This window comes from Anabaena sp. CCY 0017 (assembly GCF_963920885.1).
GTDB lineage: Bacteria > Cyanobacteriota > Cyanobacteriia > Cyanobacteriales > Nostocaceae > Nodularia.
Window position 1 is genome coordinate 40,775 of record NZ_CAWUDG010000019.1, and the last position, 16,218, is coordinate 56,992.

At 40.5% G+C, this 16,218-nt stretch carries 9 protein-coding genes and 1 CRISPR repeat array; of the genes, 1 reads left to right on the forward strand and 8 read right to left on the reverse strand.

The window, feature by feature from the left end:
* Positions 1-59 precede the first annotated feature (59 nt).
* Positions 60-515 (reverse strand): nitrate reductase associated protein, encoded by a 456-nt coding sequence (locus ACM0OW_RS19450; protein ID WP_414551795.1) that lies wholly within the window; start codon positions 513-515, stop codon positions 60-62.
* Positions 516-932: 417 nt separating this feature from the next.
* A CRISPR array of direct repeats spans positions 933-4,664; the repeat unit is 37 nt; unit sequence GTTGAAATCACCAATAATCCCTATCAGGGATTGAAAC.
* A 314-nt stretch (positions 4,665-4,978) separates the two neighbouring features.
* A complete protein-coding gene (locus ACM0OW_RS19455) occupies positions 4,979-5,431 on the reverse strand; it encodes a phosphate-starvation-inducible PsiE family protein (protein WP_414551796.1) in 453 nt (150 codons plus the stop codon).
* A 465-nt stretch (positions 5,432-5,896) separates the two neighbouring features.
* Between ACM0OW_RS19455 and trxB the strand changes: the two genes are divergently transcribed.
* Entirely contained in the window at positions 5,897-6,892 is a 996-nt protein-coding gene (gene trxB, locus ACM0OW_RS19460) for a thioredoxin-disulfide reductase (protein WP_414551797.1), read from the forward strand.
* On the opposite strand, the gene ACM0OW_RS19465 is transcribed toward trxB, so the two are convergent.
* From ACM0OW_RS19465 to ACM0OW_RS19490, 6 genes are all read right to left on the reverse strand, one after another.
* The gene (locus ACM0OW_RS19465) at positions 6,883-9,066 is read right to left on the reverse strand and encodes a molybdopterin oxidoreductase family protein (RefSeq protein ID WP_414551798.1); all 2,184 of its coding nucleotides are present in this window, start codon (positions 9,064-9,066) and stop codon (positions 6,883-6,885) included. The two genes, trxB and ACM0OW_RS19465, sit on opposite strands and share 10 nt — an antisense overlap.
* Positions 9,067-9,297: 231 nt before the next feature.
* Positions 9,298-10,809: an MFS transporter gene (locus ACM0OW_RS19470; protein ID WP_414551799.1), complete on the reverse strand. Its 1,512-nt coding sequence runs from the start codon at positions 10,807-10,809 to the stop codon at positions 9,298-9,300.
* A 70-nt stretch (positions 10,810-10,879) separates the two neighbouring features.
* The gene (locus ACM0OW_RS19475) at positions 10,880-11,719 is read right to left on the reverse strand and encodes a nitrate ABC transporter ATP-binding protein (RefSeq protein WP_414551800.1); all 840 of its coding nucleotides are present in this window, start codon (positions 11,717-11,719) and stop codon (positions 10,880-10,882) included.
* Between the two features lie 145 nt (positions 11,720-11,864).
* Positions 11,865-13,853: a nitrate ABC transporter ATP-binding protein gene (locus ACM0OW_RS19480; RefSeq protein ID WP_414551801.1), complete on the reverse strand. Its 1,989-nt coding sequence runs from the start codon at positions 13,851-13,853 to the stop codon at positions 11,865-11,867.
* Positions 13,854-13,973: 120 nt separating this feature from the next.
* Positions 13,974-14,813 carry a nitrate ABC transporter permease gene (ntrB, locus tag ACM0OW_RS19485; RefSeq protein ID WP_414551802.1) on the reverse strand — a complete coding sequence of 280 codons (840 nt, stop codon included), beginning with the start codon at positions 14,811-14,813 and terminating at the stop codon, positions 13,974-13,976.
* A 59-nt stretch (positions 14,814-14,872) separates the two neighbouring features.
* A complete protein-coding gene (locus ACM0OW_RS19490; RefSeq protein WP_414551803.1) occupies positions 14,873-16,183 on the reverse strand; it encodes a CmpA/NrtA family ABC transporter substrate-binding protein in 1,311 nt (436 codons plus the stop codon).
* Positions 16,184-16,218 lie beyond the last annotated feature (35 nt).

Consider the following 16,218-nt stretch of genomic DNA (forward strand, 5'->3'; position numbering starts at 1 on the left):
GTCAATAAACTGTAATCATGATTACAGATTCTAATTTTCTGTGCATCAAGACAATTTTTTTAATCTACCAGATTAAATTCTGCCATAGCTCTAGAAAAGTTTTTATTTTCATGTCCTGGACGACTGAGTTTAATCAAAGCAAAGCGCTGTAAGAGCGTTAAACTTGACCATTGTAGCAATGTGAGGCTAGTTCCCATTTCTTGAGCTTTTTCCTGGATACTAGCTGGGACACTACCAGCATCCATCCATAATGGATAAGCGTCGATGGGTATTTGTGCTGCTGGGCTTCCCGTACGTTCTAAAATTAGCTGCTGGAGATATTCTTGGTAAACCGGAATTTCTGTTTCGGTGGAGCAAGGTAATTCTACTAAAGCTGCACGCTCATCTTCGGTCATTTGATGCCAATGAGACAATTTCAGCTTGATACCACACGTATCTAATTTGTAGCGTACCTGCATGGGTATGCAACGCAAGGAATCTACAAAATCCGCCTCAAATTCAAAGAAATCTGCCATAATTTTAGAAGTTTGAATAGAAAGTGTGTTGTAGGTATGGACAACATGACTTAGTACTAGGAGTTAATTTCCTAAGTCTCCCATAACCAACCTAGACCAAAATGCACTTATCTAGTGATTAGAGGCCTAGCGATCGCCTTTTTTTGGTAGAGTTGCAAATGAGTTTTGCGTCAACCAGTAGGTGTTTTTTTGAACATTGAAAATTTTCCGCCTGAAATCCTTACCTCATCTGGCTTTGAACCCTCTCATACCTAAATCGAGGTTGACGCAAACCCCGAAACCCTTGCTATCAAAGCTTTTGAGTTATTTATTCTTATGTCTCTCTTGACAACCCAATCGCTGAAAAGCTATATTCGTTTTAGATTGACGAAACAGCACCTTGAAAACCAAATATATCAATGCTTCCAGATGCGGGCTGTTGAAATCACCAATAATCCCTATCAGGGATTGAAACTCAATATGATGAAGACTTGATAATAGAAGCTATACAAAGTTGAAATCACCAATAATCCCTATCAGGGATTGAAACTACTTTCTCCTCTACTGGTTTGATTGCTGGTAATTGTTGAAATCACCAATAATCCCTATCAGGGATTGAAACCAGGATAGATGCTTGGTTCGGATACCGCATAGCTCCGTTGAAATCACCAATAATCCCTATCAGGGATTGAAACCAGGTTATTGGGCGAATTGCTTTAACCACGATGGTTGAAATCACCAATAATCCCTATCAGGGATTGAAACTCTTCTTCTTATTTCGGAAGACAACTGGATCTTTCGGTTGAAATCACCAATAATCCCTATCAGGGATTGAAACAGACATTGGTCAATTTGAATCGGCTTACAATTTCGTTGAAATCACCAATAATCCCTATCAGGGATTGAAACATTAACTACAACAGACCTCAAAACTCAGCGACAACGGTTGAAATCACCAATAATCCCTATCAGGGATTGAAACGAGGTCAATTTTGCGGGTGGGGTAGCTTACCCAGTTGAAATCACCAATAATCCCTATCAGGGATTGAAACTAGGGACTTCTTGCCAGCGACACAGGATGCCGGGTTGAAATCACCAATAATCCCTATCAGGGATTGAAACAAATGAGCCGAGAAGAGGCTAGAGAGCTTTTACAGAAAAAAGTTGAAATCACCAATAATCCCTATCAGGGATTGAAACTCTAGCGATCGCCTCCCTGGCGAAAACTGGCAAGGTTCCGTTGAAATCACCAATAATCCCTATCAGGGATTGAAACGAATATTCTTTTAGGCTAATGAGTGAAACTCAATCGTTGAAATCACCAATAATCCCTATCAGGGATTGAAACCGCGAATTCGCAAAACAATAGGGGGGATTGGAGGAGTTGAAATCACCAATAATCCCTATCAGGGATTGAAACACAGTAAATGTACCAGCTAGATTAAATCGCCAAGGCGTTGAAATCACCAATAATCCCTATCAGGGATTGAAACGCCTATTATTATACCTTATGCAACATTTAACTACGGGTTGAAATCACCAATAATCCCTATCAGGGATTGAAACAATAGCATTAGAAAATGTCCCGTGATTTACATGGGCATGTTGAAATCACCAATAATCCCTATCAGGGATTGAAACTTTGGTATTCTCGCTACTTACGGGCTGAGAAATCACGTTGAAATCACCAATAATCCCTATCAGGGATTGAAACTCATCCCAAAACATTCTCTCATCTATCCCACAGGGTTGAAATCACCAATAATCCCTATCAGGGATTGAAACGTTCTAATTGACTCAGAGATTCTGGGTGAGTCTAGTTGAAATCACCAATAATCCCTATCAGGGATTGAAACGTTTCTCTAGCTCTAGAAGAGCATTCAGATAATATAGTTGAAATCACCAATAATCCCTATCAGGGATTGAAACTCGATTTTGGCATGGTAAGCGATCGCACGACAACGTTGAAATCACCAATAATCCCTATCAGGGATTGAAACTTGACTCATGACGTGCTTAAAGAACTGATTTTAACGTTGAAATCACCAATAATCCCTATCAGGGATTGAAACCTCCACAAAAACTACCACAAACTCAGCAGCAGGTGGTTGAAATCACCAATAATCCCTATCAGGGATTGAAACCTGTAGAACAAAGTCTACTGTCCCCACTCCTATCGAAGTTGAAATCACCAATAATCCCTATCAGGGATTGAAACAGGTGCTAGTGCCTCTTCATGATAGGATGATAGGTTGAAATCACCAATAATCCCTATCAGGGATTGAAACGGCTATTTGCGCGAAGTTGGCAATGCTGCGAATGAGTTGAAATCACCAATAATCCCTATCAGGGATTGAAACTGGAAGCACCGGAAATACCAAGGATGATTTAGCCCGAAGTTGAAATCACCAATAATCCCTATCAGGGATTGAAACTCAGCATAAATAGTTGCTAGAATTGCTATTACTTGTTGAAATCACCAATAATCCCTATCAGGGATTGAAACGAAATATATCCAAAATGCTTCGATGAAAGTCTCAAAGTTGAAATCACCAATAATCCCTATCAGGGATTGAAACCTCAAACCCTACGAACTTCCTACCTAGAGCTAGGGTTGAAATCACCAATAATCCCTATCAGGGATTGAAACAATTGGGAATCAACAATGTACTGTAACCAGTGCAGTGAAGTTGAAATCACCAATAATCCCTATCAGGGATTGAAACTACTTGATGGTAGACATCGAATGCTTCACGGTCAGTTGAAATCACCAATAATCCCTATCAGGGATTGAAACTTACAAAATCCAGAACCTCAAATTCGGAATAATTGTTGAAATCACCAATAATCCCTATCAGGGATTGAAACATTTAGCACAATACTTGATGCTCCCCCGAATGGAACGTTGAAATCACCAATAATCCCTATCAGGGATTGAAACAGCCGAGAATATGCCAGCGCTGATCCAAGACCTGTTGAAATCACCAATAATCCCTATCAGGGATTGAAACCTGCTCATGCTTGCGGCTCTGGATATTTCCAATCTTATAGTTGAAATCACCAATAATCCCTATCAGGGATTGAAACATTATGTTGCGTTCCTTACTCTAAGCGCTTCAAGTTGAAATCACCAATAATCCCTATCAGGGATTGAAACATGTGATCCTAAATGCGATCGCATACCCAAAATTTGTTGAAATCACCAATAATCCCTATCAGGGATTGAAACGCACAACTCACGCAACCCTGTAAGACTTGTGAGCTAGGGACGGGTTGAAATCACCAATAATCCCTATCAGGGATTGAAACAAAATTACCATCAACCCCTGTACCTCCAAGGATAGGTTGAAATCACCAATAATCCCTATCAGGGATTGAAACTGGCCAAGCTTGCATCGGTAGCAATTGGAATAATTGGTTGAAATCACCAATAATCCCTATCAGGGATTGAAACCTGTAATCCATGATTAAATACTTTCCACTAAATGTGTTGAAATCACCAATAATCCCTATCAGGGATTGAAACTTTGTTACTATATTCGTTCATAGTACGGTTTAATTTGTTGAAATCACCAATAATCCCTATCAGGGATTGAAACAGGAGAAGCGGGAGGTTCTTCAGGATCTACTTCTTGTTGAAATCACCAATAATCCCTATCAGGGATTGAAACGTAGTTTTCCTCCCATTTAGTTCTCCCCAATTCAGTTGAAATCACCAATAATCCCTATCAGGGATTGAAACTATTTAACTTTGATTCAAATAGTTATTTAGAAAGTTGAAATCACCAATAATCCCTATCAGGGATTGAAACCACCAGATGGATAGGCTTAATAGATAAAAGGAAGGTTGAAATCACCAATAATCCCTATCAGGGATTGAAACGCCATATTCACGTAATCAAGCACAGACTTTCGTGTTGAAATCACCAATAATCCCTATCAGGGATTGAAACGCTATCCTTACCCAGCCGCACCCAAAGGAAAATGAGTTGAAATCACCAATAATCCCTATCAGGGATTGAAACGATTTGTAGCCACTTAAAACCATCGACTAATTTTGTTGAAATCACCAATAATCCCTATCAGGGATTGAAACTGAAGGAAAAGTAGACTCAATTAGATTTGAGGCAAGAGTTACAACTACCAATAATCCCTATCAGGGATTGAAACTTAAGGAATAGTTAGCCGTGCCATGAAAAGTCGGTGTGGTAGGGGTTTAGCAATGCTAAACCCCTACGAAATATGTACTTTTTAGCTTTATACATATTTCGTATTTATTATCAATGCGTAACTCCTATAATCCCTAATAGGGATTGCAAATATTTCTAAAAATATGCGTTGCGACCTTGACAATGATGTGAAAAATACATTTATTTATCAATATTGAACAAGCTTGAATTAATAAGTTATGAACAGAAAGATACCCGACTTCTTGAAGAAGTTGGGTATCTGGGGATATCGGTATTTGTAGATAGAATTGATCTTTAATGTCTAATATTGCTACTACGAATAATCCAGTAAGCGATTGATAGAGATAAAACTGCAACTCCTAGACCAATTATAGTACCGCCTGTTACTTTGTCTAAATCAAGAATAATAATTTTTCGGGCAACTGCAATTAAAGAAGTAACAATAACTAACTCAACGTGAACAACGTGTTTTCTCAGATAAGCTGTGATATTTTCTAATATCTCTAAAGCAATTAAAATGTTTAAAAATAATCCAAAAATTGTAAATAATACTTCATTGAATTCGCCATAACTAGTCGTAAATAATTCATTAACTAAGTAAACGCCTAGATCAAAGATTGAGGCTACAATTACCACCACCATTGCCAGTGATAATACCTTAGAAACAAGCACCTCGATATTTTCTATCAGGCGCATAAAATTTTCGTCCTTAGCAAGATTCCCAATTTTTCTGAATAGATGCCTCATCTGACCTAATTTAAAAGGTTAAAAACAATCTTAATTCTTTAGTGTCAACTTTAAATATAAACATGGAATTACAATTGACACACTCCCCCGTTTAGAAAACAGGGCATTCTGAAGTGAAACAGCAGCACTAATTTATTAGGACTTGGCAGATTTCGTCTTTAAAGATTTAATCATCTTGTTTTATAGCGAACCCAGCTATTATATATCAGTTAAGTAGTTCAGAGTCAATAATGGTCATTTTTTCTGATTTTTGCTTGACATAATATCCTGAATATACATAGAAATCAGCATCACTCTTTAGGCGCATCTGAAGTAGTGTGAAGTACTCCGCACGGATACTATATAGTCTTGCAGTGGAGGGAGGTCAAGCCTTTCGATTATTGATAGTTTTGAACTATAACCCTTAAACAGGATAAATATCAAATTTAACTACTCTCAAAGCTCTTGAGAGAAAATACACAGAAAATGAATCTTGTGAATTCCGAGCATCGTCAAGTGATTATTATCGGTGCTGGTTCGGCGGGATTGACTGCTGCTATTTATACAGCACGGGCTAACCTGAAACCACTCGTAATTAGAGGCCCTGAACCGGGGGGTCAACTTGCTACTACTACAGAGGTGGAAAACTATCCAGGCTTTGTCAATGGGATTCTTGGCCCCGAATTAATGCAGCATTTTGAAACGCAAGCAGCCCGCTTTGGTACAGAATTGCGTTATGGCATGATTACATCTGTAGATTTTTCACAGCGACCATTTCACCTCATCTTGGATGAGCAAAAAAGCTTGTTGGCTGATGCTGTAATTATCGCTACTGGTGCTAGTCCCAAATATTTGGGTTTGAAAAACGAAAAAAGGCTACTAGGTCATGGTGTGTCATCCTGCGCCACCTGTGATGCGGCTTTTTTCCAAGAACAGGAAGTGGCAATTGTTGGCGGTGGGGATACGGCGATAGAAGATGCTATTTTCTTAACACGCTTTTGTGCCAAGGTTTATGTTATTCACCGACGAAAAAGATTACGTGCTTCTAAAATTTTACAGGCGCGTGCTTTTGCCAAAGAAAAGATCAGCTTTATTTGGAATACATTAGTCGAAGATATTTTGGGAGAAGAGGAAGTAGAAGGATTACGGTTAAAAAATATAGAAACTAAACAGACATATACTCTACCGATAGCGGGTTTATTTGTCGCCATTGGTTATCAGCCAAATACAAAAATTTTTCAGGGATGGCTGGACATGGATGAGAAAGGATATATCCGCACCCTTCCTGGTTCAACATATACAAATGTTACTGGTGTGTTTGCCAGTGGTGATGCTCAAGACCATGTATATCGACAAGCCGCGACTGCTGTCGGAACTGGCTGTATGGCGGCTATTGATGCAGAACGTTGGCTAGAGTCCCAAAATCAGGTTTCAGTTTCCCACGCCGACAAATGGGGAAAATTAGCTAATTCTCATGAATAATTTGAGCCTTGTAGTTGATGCTGTTCTGGTAGTAAATCTGCATTGATTGGGGTTAGTTGTACAGCACAGGCTTTTAATTCTGGTTGGAGTGAATCTGGGCAAGATTCAGGATGGGTAAGGGTGTTGGCTTCGGCATCATCTGCCCATAAAGCCCCCCAGTGCATGGGGATAAATACCGTCCCTGGTGCGATCGCTTTAGTAATTTTAGCAGGAAATTTCGTTTTACCCCGACGCGATCGCACTTCCACTATTTGATTGTCTGTAATTTCTAACCTAGCAGCATCACGGGGATGAATTTCAATAAACGGTTCCGGGTGCATTTTGCGGATTTTTTCAATGTGTCCCGTGCGCGTTTGCGTGTGCCAATGCCCATAAAGTCGCCCAGTTGTCAAGATAAAAGGATAATTAGGATTGGGTGGTTCTGCTAAACCTTTAGAGTAATATGCCCCAAAACGGGCGCGTCCGTCTGGTGTGCGGAAACGTAAATCAGTATAAAGGCGTTGAGATTCCTTAGTCCCCTTTGTCGCATGAGGCCATTGAGTGGGGCCGTCTATTTGTAATTGTTCATGACTAATACCAGTCATATCGCAGAGGCGATCGCCTGTCAATTGCACAAACTCGGCATAAACTTGAGATGAGTTAGTAAAAGCGAATTCTTTCTCAAAACCTAACCTGCGCCCCACTTCCGCGAAAATTTCCCAATCGGCTTTGGCTTCTCTGGGCGGTTGGCGGAAGGCTTGACACAAAGTCACTGTTCTTTCAGAATTGGTCATCACGCCTGTTTTTTCACTCCACTGAGCTGCGGGTAAAAGAATGTGAGCATAAGCAGACGTTTCTGTGGGATAATATGCGTCTTGGTAAATTGTTAAAGGCGATCGCCATAAAGCCTTTTTAGTTCTTTCTAAATCTGGCATACTCACAGCCGGATTAGTCGCCGCAATCCACAGTAAACCTACAGCCTCATTTTCCAAACCAGTAATCATATCCCACGCAGTTAAACCAGGATTAGGTGAAATTTGCCCAGGTTTTAATCCCCAAAACTGCTCAACTTCCGCACGGTGTTGGGGATTTTTTACCAAACGATAACCGGGTAATAAATGCGCCAAACCCCCAGCTTCTCTACCTCCCATTGCATTCGGCTGACCCGTCAGGGAAAAAGGTCCAGCCCCTGGCTTACCAACTTGTCCAGTCATCAAATGCAGATTAATGATTGTTCTGACCTTCGCCGTACCTTCACTGGATTGATTGACACCCATTGACCACAGAGAAAGCACCCGTTGAGATTCACCCCAGTATTTAGCTGCGGTTTCTAAATCTTCAATACTGATACCACATTGACGAGCCGCAACTTCTGGAGTGTAATGACGAATTACCTCAGCGTATTCAGAAAAATTGCTGGTGCAATCATCAATAAAACCGATATCAATATAATTCCAACGCATCAATAAATGAGCCATCCCATTCATCAAATCAATATCTGTACCGGGACGAATAGCTAAATGTAAATCAGCAGCTTCAGCCGTTGGTGTCCGCCGAGGATCGACCACAATCATTTTGACGTGGCGATTTTTTTTATGATGTTTTACCAACCGGTTAAAAACAATGGGGTGACATTCCGCCGTATTCGTACCAATTAAAAATGCACAATCAGTTAAATCTAAATCTTCATAACAGCAAGGTGGTCCATCTGAGCCAAAACTTTGAATATATCCAGACACAGCACTAGACATACATAAACGCGAATTGGCATCAAAATTATTAGTACCCAGACATCCTTTTAAAAGTTTCTGAGCTATATAGTAATCTTCAGTTTGAAACTGACCAGAACCATACATACAAATAGCTTCTGATCCTTGGTTACTGCGGATTGTTTGGATACGTTGCGTAATAATATTAAAAACTTCATCCCAACTAACTCTGCGAAACTCCTGATTTAAAGAATCTCGCACCATTGGGTAATGTAATCTACTTTTATCTAAAGATTCAGCAATAGTTGCGCCCTTAACACAAACCATCCCTTTACTCGACGGATGAGCCTTATCACCCCGTACCCGCCAAATTGGATTTCCCTGACTATCTCGATTAGTTGCTTTCGCCAATTGCGCCGGCGGTGAAACTTCCAGTCCACAACCCACACCACAGTAAGGACAAAGAGTTTTAGTAAATTCAGTCATGGTAGATTGCTTGAAGTAGCGAGTCGAAAATGGGAAGAAAAAAATTTTCTTAATTAGTATGGACTTACGCAAAACTCTCTAAAACTATTCCTTCCTTCTTTGTGTCCTTTGCGTACTTTGCGGTTCGTTATTCCATAATTCTTACGGTCATTAGCGGGCAAGATGCCCGCCCCACAATAATTTTTGGGATATTTTTTTTATTTGGAAGTCCCTAATGCCCAATGACTACTTTTAATCCTCAGTAAAAGCAGGAAATTCTTCTACTATCAATTCTGGTTCATCACCCTCATGATGTTCAGCAAAAGAACCTTGAGGTTCCTTCAGCAAAAAAGCACAAAGGAAAGTCACAACCAACGCACTCACACCCAGAGTCTGAAAAAAGATTTGGTTCCCAACATCACCTGCTGGTAAAAAACTGTATAAAGTCAAGTAAGCCACAGCGCCAACATTGCCGTAAGCACCAACATTGCCGGCAATTTGTCCAGTAATTCGCCGCTTCACTAAAGGAACAATCGCATAAGTAGAACCTTCACCAGCTTGGACAAAAAATGAACAAGTCATCGTCAGTAAAATTGCTATGGCTAACCACCAATTACCACTGACACCACTCATTACTAGATAAGCAATACCCATACCACCAGTTAGTATAGTCATTGTCCATTTACGACTACCGACTGTATCTGAAACCCAACCACCACCAGGACGTGCAACTAAATTCATGAATGCGTAACTAGCCGCAATCATTCCTGCTAATACTTTGCTGAGACTAAAAGTTGATTCAAAAAACGCTGGTAGCATAGAAACAACAGCTAATTCTGAACCAAAGTTGACAAAATAAGTTAGTTCTAAAATTGCTACCTGTGAAAACTGATAACGGTCTTTAGCAGCATATTGTTTTTTACCTCTCATCAAGTCTTGATTAACATCCCAGCATTTATAAGCTTGGAAGAGATACAGACCAATTAACAAAAAGTAGACAATAAATAACTGTGTTGGAGAGAGTAAACCAATTTTAGAAATGCGCCAAGCTAATATGGCTAAAATGCCCACTAAGGGAATATTGGTTAACATCAATAGCCAAAAGCTTTTCTTGGTAGTAACTTCTATCCCACCGTGACGAGAGGGACGCTGATAAACTTTGCCAGAGGGAGTATCTTCAACGTTAAAGAAATAAACCACTCCATAGATAGCAGCTATTATCCCAGTTAATGCGATCGCTAGTCGCCAGTTCAGTTGACCAACGGTGAAAAAAGCCGTCGCCGCCGCTAGTGAAGGTAAAGTAAAAGCCGCAGCTGCGGAACCAAAGTTACCCCAACCACCATAAATTCCCTCTGCAATGCCAATTTCTTTAGGAGGGAACCATTCAGCAACCATGCGAATCCCAATTACAAACCCAGCACCGACTATACTGAGCGCCAAGCGACTAATTACCAACTGACTGAAGTTTTGGGCTGAAGCAAAAGCTAAACAGGGAATAGCCGCATACATCAGCAAAATAGAGTAAGTAATCCGTGGTCCATACTTGTCTAGAACCATACCGATAATAATCCGGGCTGGCACAGTTAGAGCTACATTACAAATAGCGATCGTTCTAACTTGTCCTTCAGTTAAACTTAGTGCTTCTTTAATAGCTGTTTGAAACGGTGCAAAGTTAAACCAGACTACAAATGAGAGAAAAAATGCAAACCAAGTCAGATGTAATATTCGGTAGCGACCCTGTAATGAAAATAATCCTCTAAGCATTCAATATTCCCTCGTTAAATTCCTGTAGAGACGCGATGAATCGCGTTTTCTTCCTTTCAATTATTCTTATTTAATCTTCAGGATGAGCGCATCGACTAAACAGAAAGTCTAAAGCATAATTACGCAGGTGATAGTATTCTGGATCTTCCATAATTTGGCGACGATTGCGAGGACGAGAAAAAGGAATATCTAACACTTCGCCGATATTAGCGGCTGGGCCATTGGTCATCATCACAAGCCTGTCTGCTAAAAACAGGGCTTCATCAATGTCATGAGTAATCATCAAAACAGTAACTTGATGTTCTTGCCAAATTTGCAGTAATTCCTCTTGTAATTCCTCTTTAGTAATGGCATCTAAAGCCCCAAAAGGTTCATCTAAAATCAACACTTGAGGACGGATGGAAAGGGCGCGTGCGATCGCAACTCGTTGCTTCATCCCGCCAGAAATCTGACTAGGTTTTTTATCAGCAGCTTCTGTCAAACCCACCATTGCTAAATGTTCTTTAACAATCGCCCTTTTTTCTGCTGTGGTTTTAGTCGTAAACACCGAATCAACGGCTAGATAAACGTTCTCAAAAACACTCAGCCAAGGCAGTAGACAGTAATTCTGGAATACCATCATCCTATCTGGACCTGGTTCGGTGATGGGTTTATCTTGGAGGAATACAACACCATCGGTAGGGGTGTTGAACCCAGATACCATATTCAAAAGAGTTGATTTGCCACAGCCAGAGTGACCAATAAGACAAACGAATTCGCCTTCACGAACTTTTAGGTCAATGCCATCAATTACGGTGTAGGGACCTTGAGAGGTTGGGTAAATTTTGCTAACACCATCAATCACTAAAAAATTTTCTTTTTTCTGAGCTAGCACTTGATTAACTTGAGTATTTTTGTTTACTAATTGCATAAATTCAAATTTGGTTAATAGATTGCTAGGGATTTTTTTTAAACCAACCGCAGAGACACAGAGGACACAGAGTAAAGAAATCAGAGAGAGGTTTCTTGCAAGTCTCTTAAACTCTTCCTTTGCGCCTCTGCGCCTCTGCGTGAACCTAAATCAACACCTCTTCAATTTGAAACTGGCGGTTAATTTCTAAATTTTTGAGATATTCAATTGGTTCAGAAGAATTAAAAACTTTGCCATCAAATAAATGAATCGGATCATCCCAACCAATATCCAGTAAGCCTAAATCTCTCGCAGCAGCACCAAATAAATCTGCACGACAAACTCTTTCAATCACTTCTACCCAATTTTTAGGAAATGGTACTAAACCCCAACGCGCTAGTTGAGTCACCATCCACAAAATTTCGGTACGATTGGGATAGTTGGTTTTATTAAGATAAAACTGGTTGTATGCTGTGAGTTGTTCTGGGAGAGTACCATCACCGCGATCATAAGGATCGATGAAACCAGGACGGACATAAGCTGGATCTACATTCAGATACTCAGAACGGCAGATTAATTTGAGAATTTCTTCCCGGTTGCGGAGTTCATCGCAGTATTTACACGCTTCTAATAGTCCTTTAATTAGCGCCTGATAGGTTTTTGGATGCTGATGCGCCCAATCTTCCCGGACTCCCAAAACTTTTTTCGGCTGTCCTGACCAAATTTCTAAGGCGGTAGCAGCTACAAAGCCTAAGCCTTGATGAACAGCCATGTAATTCCAAGGTTCCCCCGCACAATAACCGTCAATATTGCCGGCTTTAAGTTGGTCAACCATTTCCATTGGTGGAATTACACTTAAGCTGACATCTCTATCAGGATCTATCCCACCAGCCGCTAGCCAGTAACGCAGAATTAAGTTCTGCATTGAAGTGGGATGAACTACTCCTAATGTGATAATTTTGTCAGGAGAAGCATTAATCACCGCTTTCAGGTCAGATGGTTTTCTGACACCTTGGTTGTATAAGTTTTTGCTTAAGGTGATGGCGTTAGCGTTACGGGAGATATTCAAGGCATTAATTATACAAGTCGGTGTTTTACCACCAGCACCCAAAGTCATGGCTAAAGGCATTCCCGCCAGCATTTGAGCCGCATCTAATCTACCTGTAGCAACATTTTTGGCAATTTCGTTCCAACTAGAAGCACGGGTTAGGGTAATTTTTTCTAAGCCGTATTTGGCAAAGAAACCTTTTTCTTGGGCAATAATTAAAGGTGCAGCATCAGTTAAAGGCATAAAGCCAATATCTAGATTGACTTTTTCTAAACCTCTGTGAGATGTCCCCACTGATACAGGAATTTGCTGGGATTTACGTTTTTTCTCTTGCTTTTGTTGGTTGAGGAAGTAAATAATTTCGTTCCGCAGACTGTAGTAATTGGGATGTTTGACTACTTCCAAACGTTCACGGGGTCGAGGAATAGGCACTTCCAGAATTTGCCCAATGTGTGCTTCGGGGCCATTGGTTAACATGACAACGCGATCGCTCAACAATAGCGCTTCATCCACATCGTGCGTCACCATCACACAAGTAACATTGTGTTCGTTACAGATTTTCATTAATTGTGCTTGCAAACTCCCCCGTGTCAAAGCATCCAGCGCCCCAAAGGGTTCATCTAGTAGCAACAACTTGGGACGAGTAGCCAAAGCACGAGCGATCGCCACCCGTTGTTTCATCCCCCCAGACAACTCATGAGGACGTTTATTCACCGCTAGGCGCAGTCCTACCATGTCGATATGTTCTTCAACAATCCCCCGACGTTGACCTTGGGGTTGATGTTTATACACCTCATCCACAGCCAAAGCGATATTTTCCCGTACTGTTAACCAAGGAAGCAGCGAATAATTTTGAAATACTACCATTCTGTCTGGGCTAGGGTCTCGAACTTCCCGCCCTTCTAAAGTCACGCCCCCAATACTTGCCCTATCTAGACCTGCAATAATATTTAGCAGAGTAGACTTACCACAACCAGAGTGTCCAATTAAAGAAACAAATTCCCCTTCTTTAATTTTCAACTCAATATTTTTGAGAGCAATATACTTACCCCCATTCGGCAAATCAAAAACCCGATCAACGTGGTCAACCTCAACAAAAGTAGTCATATTTAATTCGTAATTCGTAATTCGTAATTCGTAATTAGAAGATAGTGTGTAAAAACCTCTTCCTTTTCTTTCTTAACTCTGTGTCCTCTGTGTCTCTGCGGTTCGTTAAAAAAATCTTCTCTACTTTTGTTCAGCCACAACCTTACCTGCAATAAATTCCACCATCTTATCTAGCAGCAAACCCACCACACCGACATATATCAGAGCGATAATAATCTCACTTAAATTAGTATCCGTACTCGTGTTATAAGCATTCCAAATAAACGACCCAATTCCCACACCACCAACCAACATTTCTGCGGCAACAATCGCCAACCAAGATAAACCAATGCCAATTCGTAATCCAGTGAATATATAAGGAACAGTCGCCGGAAACACAATTTTTACGAAATACTTTAGTCCTTTTAGACGTAAAACTCTCGCCACATTTACATAATCTTGAGGAATTTGTTGCACCCCTACAGTGGTGTTAATAATAATCGGCCAAATAGAGGTAATGAAAATTACGAAAATAGCAGAAGGGTTAGCTTGTTGAAATGCTGCTAGTGAAATTGGTAGCCACGCCAAGGGTGGTACAGTTCGCAAAACTTGGAATAGAGGGTCTACAGCATTGTAAAGAAATCGATTAGTACCTACAAAAATCCCCACCACTATGCCCACAATGGCTGCTAGAGAAAAGCCCCAAGCAACTCGTTCTAAGCTACTGAGTATTTGCCAACCCAAACCTTTATCACTTTCGCCATTATCAAAAAATGGATGAATTATAAAAGGATCAAAAGTGTCATTAAAGGTTTTGATTGGACCAGGTAGCTGAAAATCGGGAATTAAAACCAGTAGCTCCCAAATAACTAGAAAGACAGCTAATGCTACTAATGGCGGGACTATTTTTTCTACCACTAGTTTATTAATAACCTTTACCGACTTATTACTTTTAAAGCGACTTCCCGTAATAGCAGCCATTTTTTATCTCCCCTATCAAATTCGGTTGATTACAAAAGAATTTATTCAATCGGCAGTAATTAGACTTTCTTAATTTTCAAACTATTTAAATATTCTTGTGGTTTATCTGGGTCAAATTTGACTCCATCAAAGAAAGTCTCTATACCACGAGAAGTACTGGTAGGAATTTGAGAATCAGGCACGCTGACTGCTTTAGCCGCTTGCTTCCATAAATCCTCTTTATTCACCTGATCAACGATTTCCTGAATATTGGTATCCTTGGGCAAATAACCCCAGCGAATATTTTCAGTTAAGAACCAAATATCATGACTCTTATAAGGATATGAAGCATTATCTGCCCAGAATTTCATCCGATATGGGAAGTTTTGCTCAGTGCGTCCATCACCAAAATCAATATTGCCTTTGGATCTTTCGACAATATCGGCAACTGCAACGTTAAAATATTTACGTTCTGAGCAGATTTTGCACATTTCTTCGGTGTTTTCTGCTTTGTCGCACCATTGTTGTGCTTCTATAACTGCCATCAACATGGCCTGTGCAGCGTTAGGATTTTGATCAACCCAATCTTGGCGCATGGCGAAGGCTTTCTCTGGATGATCGTTCCACAATTCGCCTGTAACTAAGGCTGAATAACCGATGTCTTGGTTTACCAACTGAGCGTTCCAAGGTTCTCCCACACAGAAAGAATCAATGGTGTTTACTTTCATATTGGCGACCATTTGGGGTGGTGGTACGGGTGCTAAAATTACATCTTGGTCTGGATTGATACCGCCAGCCGCTAGCCAGTAGCGCATCCATAAATCGTGTGTACCACCAGGAAAGGTCATACCAAATTTCAAAGCATTTTGCGCGGATTTAGCTTGAGATGCCGCTTCTTTCAATGCATTACTTTCTAACTTGACATTGAACTCTTTAAATTTCTTGGCTACAGAAATCGCCTGACCGTTGGTGTTTAACCGTGCCAAAATGTACATTGGCACTATATTATTGATGGTCATTAAGTAAGGCATGGGGCTGAGGATGTGTGCGCCATCAATCCCACCACCACCTGAACCAAGTGCCAAATTATCGCGGGTGACAGGCCAGGAATTTTGCTTGATCACATCGACTTCAGTCATGCCGTATTTAGCAAAAAAGCCTTTTTCTTTAGCGATAATTAAGGGAGCAGAATCAGTTAAGGCGATAAATCCTAATTTAGCTTTAGTTGTTTCTACCTGTGGTGCATTAGCTGCTAAAGAAACGTTAGTAGCAGGGGTTGTTGTCCCTGTCCCTGTGGGAGAATTATTGCTAGAACAACCATGAGCCAAGAGAGAAGCTGCGGCTGCTGCACCTGCGGTAAAAATAAATTGTCTTCTAGGAAAGTTTGACATTTGTGCTTAGTTGTGATTAACGAATTACGTTAGCG

Excerpts from the sequence above, each read along its gene's own strand:
- ACM0OW_RS19450 (WP_414551795.1), bottom strand. The coding sequence starts at position 515 with ATGGCAGATTTCTTTGAATTTGAGGCGGATTTTGTAGATTCCTTGCGT.
- ACM0OW_RS19455 (WP_414551796.1), bottom strand. The coding sequence starts at position 5,431 with ATGAGGCATCTATTCAGAAAAATTGGGAATCTTGCTAAGGACGAAAAT.
- trxB (WP_414551797.1), top strand. The coding sequence starts at position 5,897 with ATGAATCTTGTGAATTCCGAGCATCGTCAAGTGATTATTATCGGTGCT.
- ACM0OW_RS19465 (WP_414551798.1), bottom strand. The coding sequence starts at position 9,066 with ATGACTGAATTTACTAAAACTCTTTGTCCTTACTGTGGTGTGGGTTGT.
- ACM0OW_RS19470 (WP_414551799.1), bottom strand. The coding sequence starts at position 10,809 with ATGCTTAGAGGATTATTTTCATTACAGGGTCGCTACCGAATATTACAT.
- ACM0OW_RS19475 (WP_414551800.1), bottom strand. The coding sequence starts at position 11,719 with ATGCAATTAGTAAACAAAAATACTCAAGTTAATCAAGTGCTAGCTCAG.
- ACM0OW_RS19480 (WP_414551801.1), bottom strand. The coding sequence starts at position 13,853 with ATGACTACTTTTGTTGAGGTTGACCACGTTGATCGGGTTTTTGATTTG.
- ntrB (WP_414551802.1), bottom strand. The coding sequence starts at position 14,813 with ATGGCTGCTATTACGGGAAGTCGCTTTAAAAGTAATAAGTCGGTAAAG.
- ACM0OW_RS19490 (WP_414551803.1), bottom strand. The coding sequence starts at position 16,183 with ATGTCAAACTTTCCTAGAAGACAATTTATTTTTACCGCAGGTGCAGCA.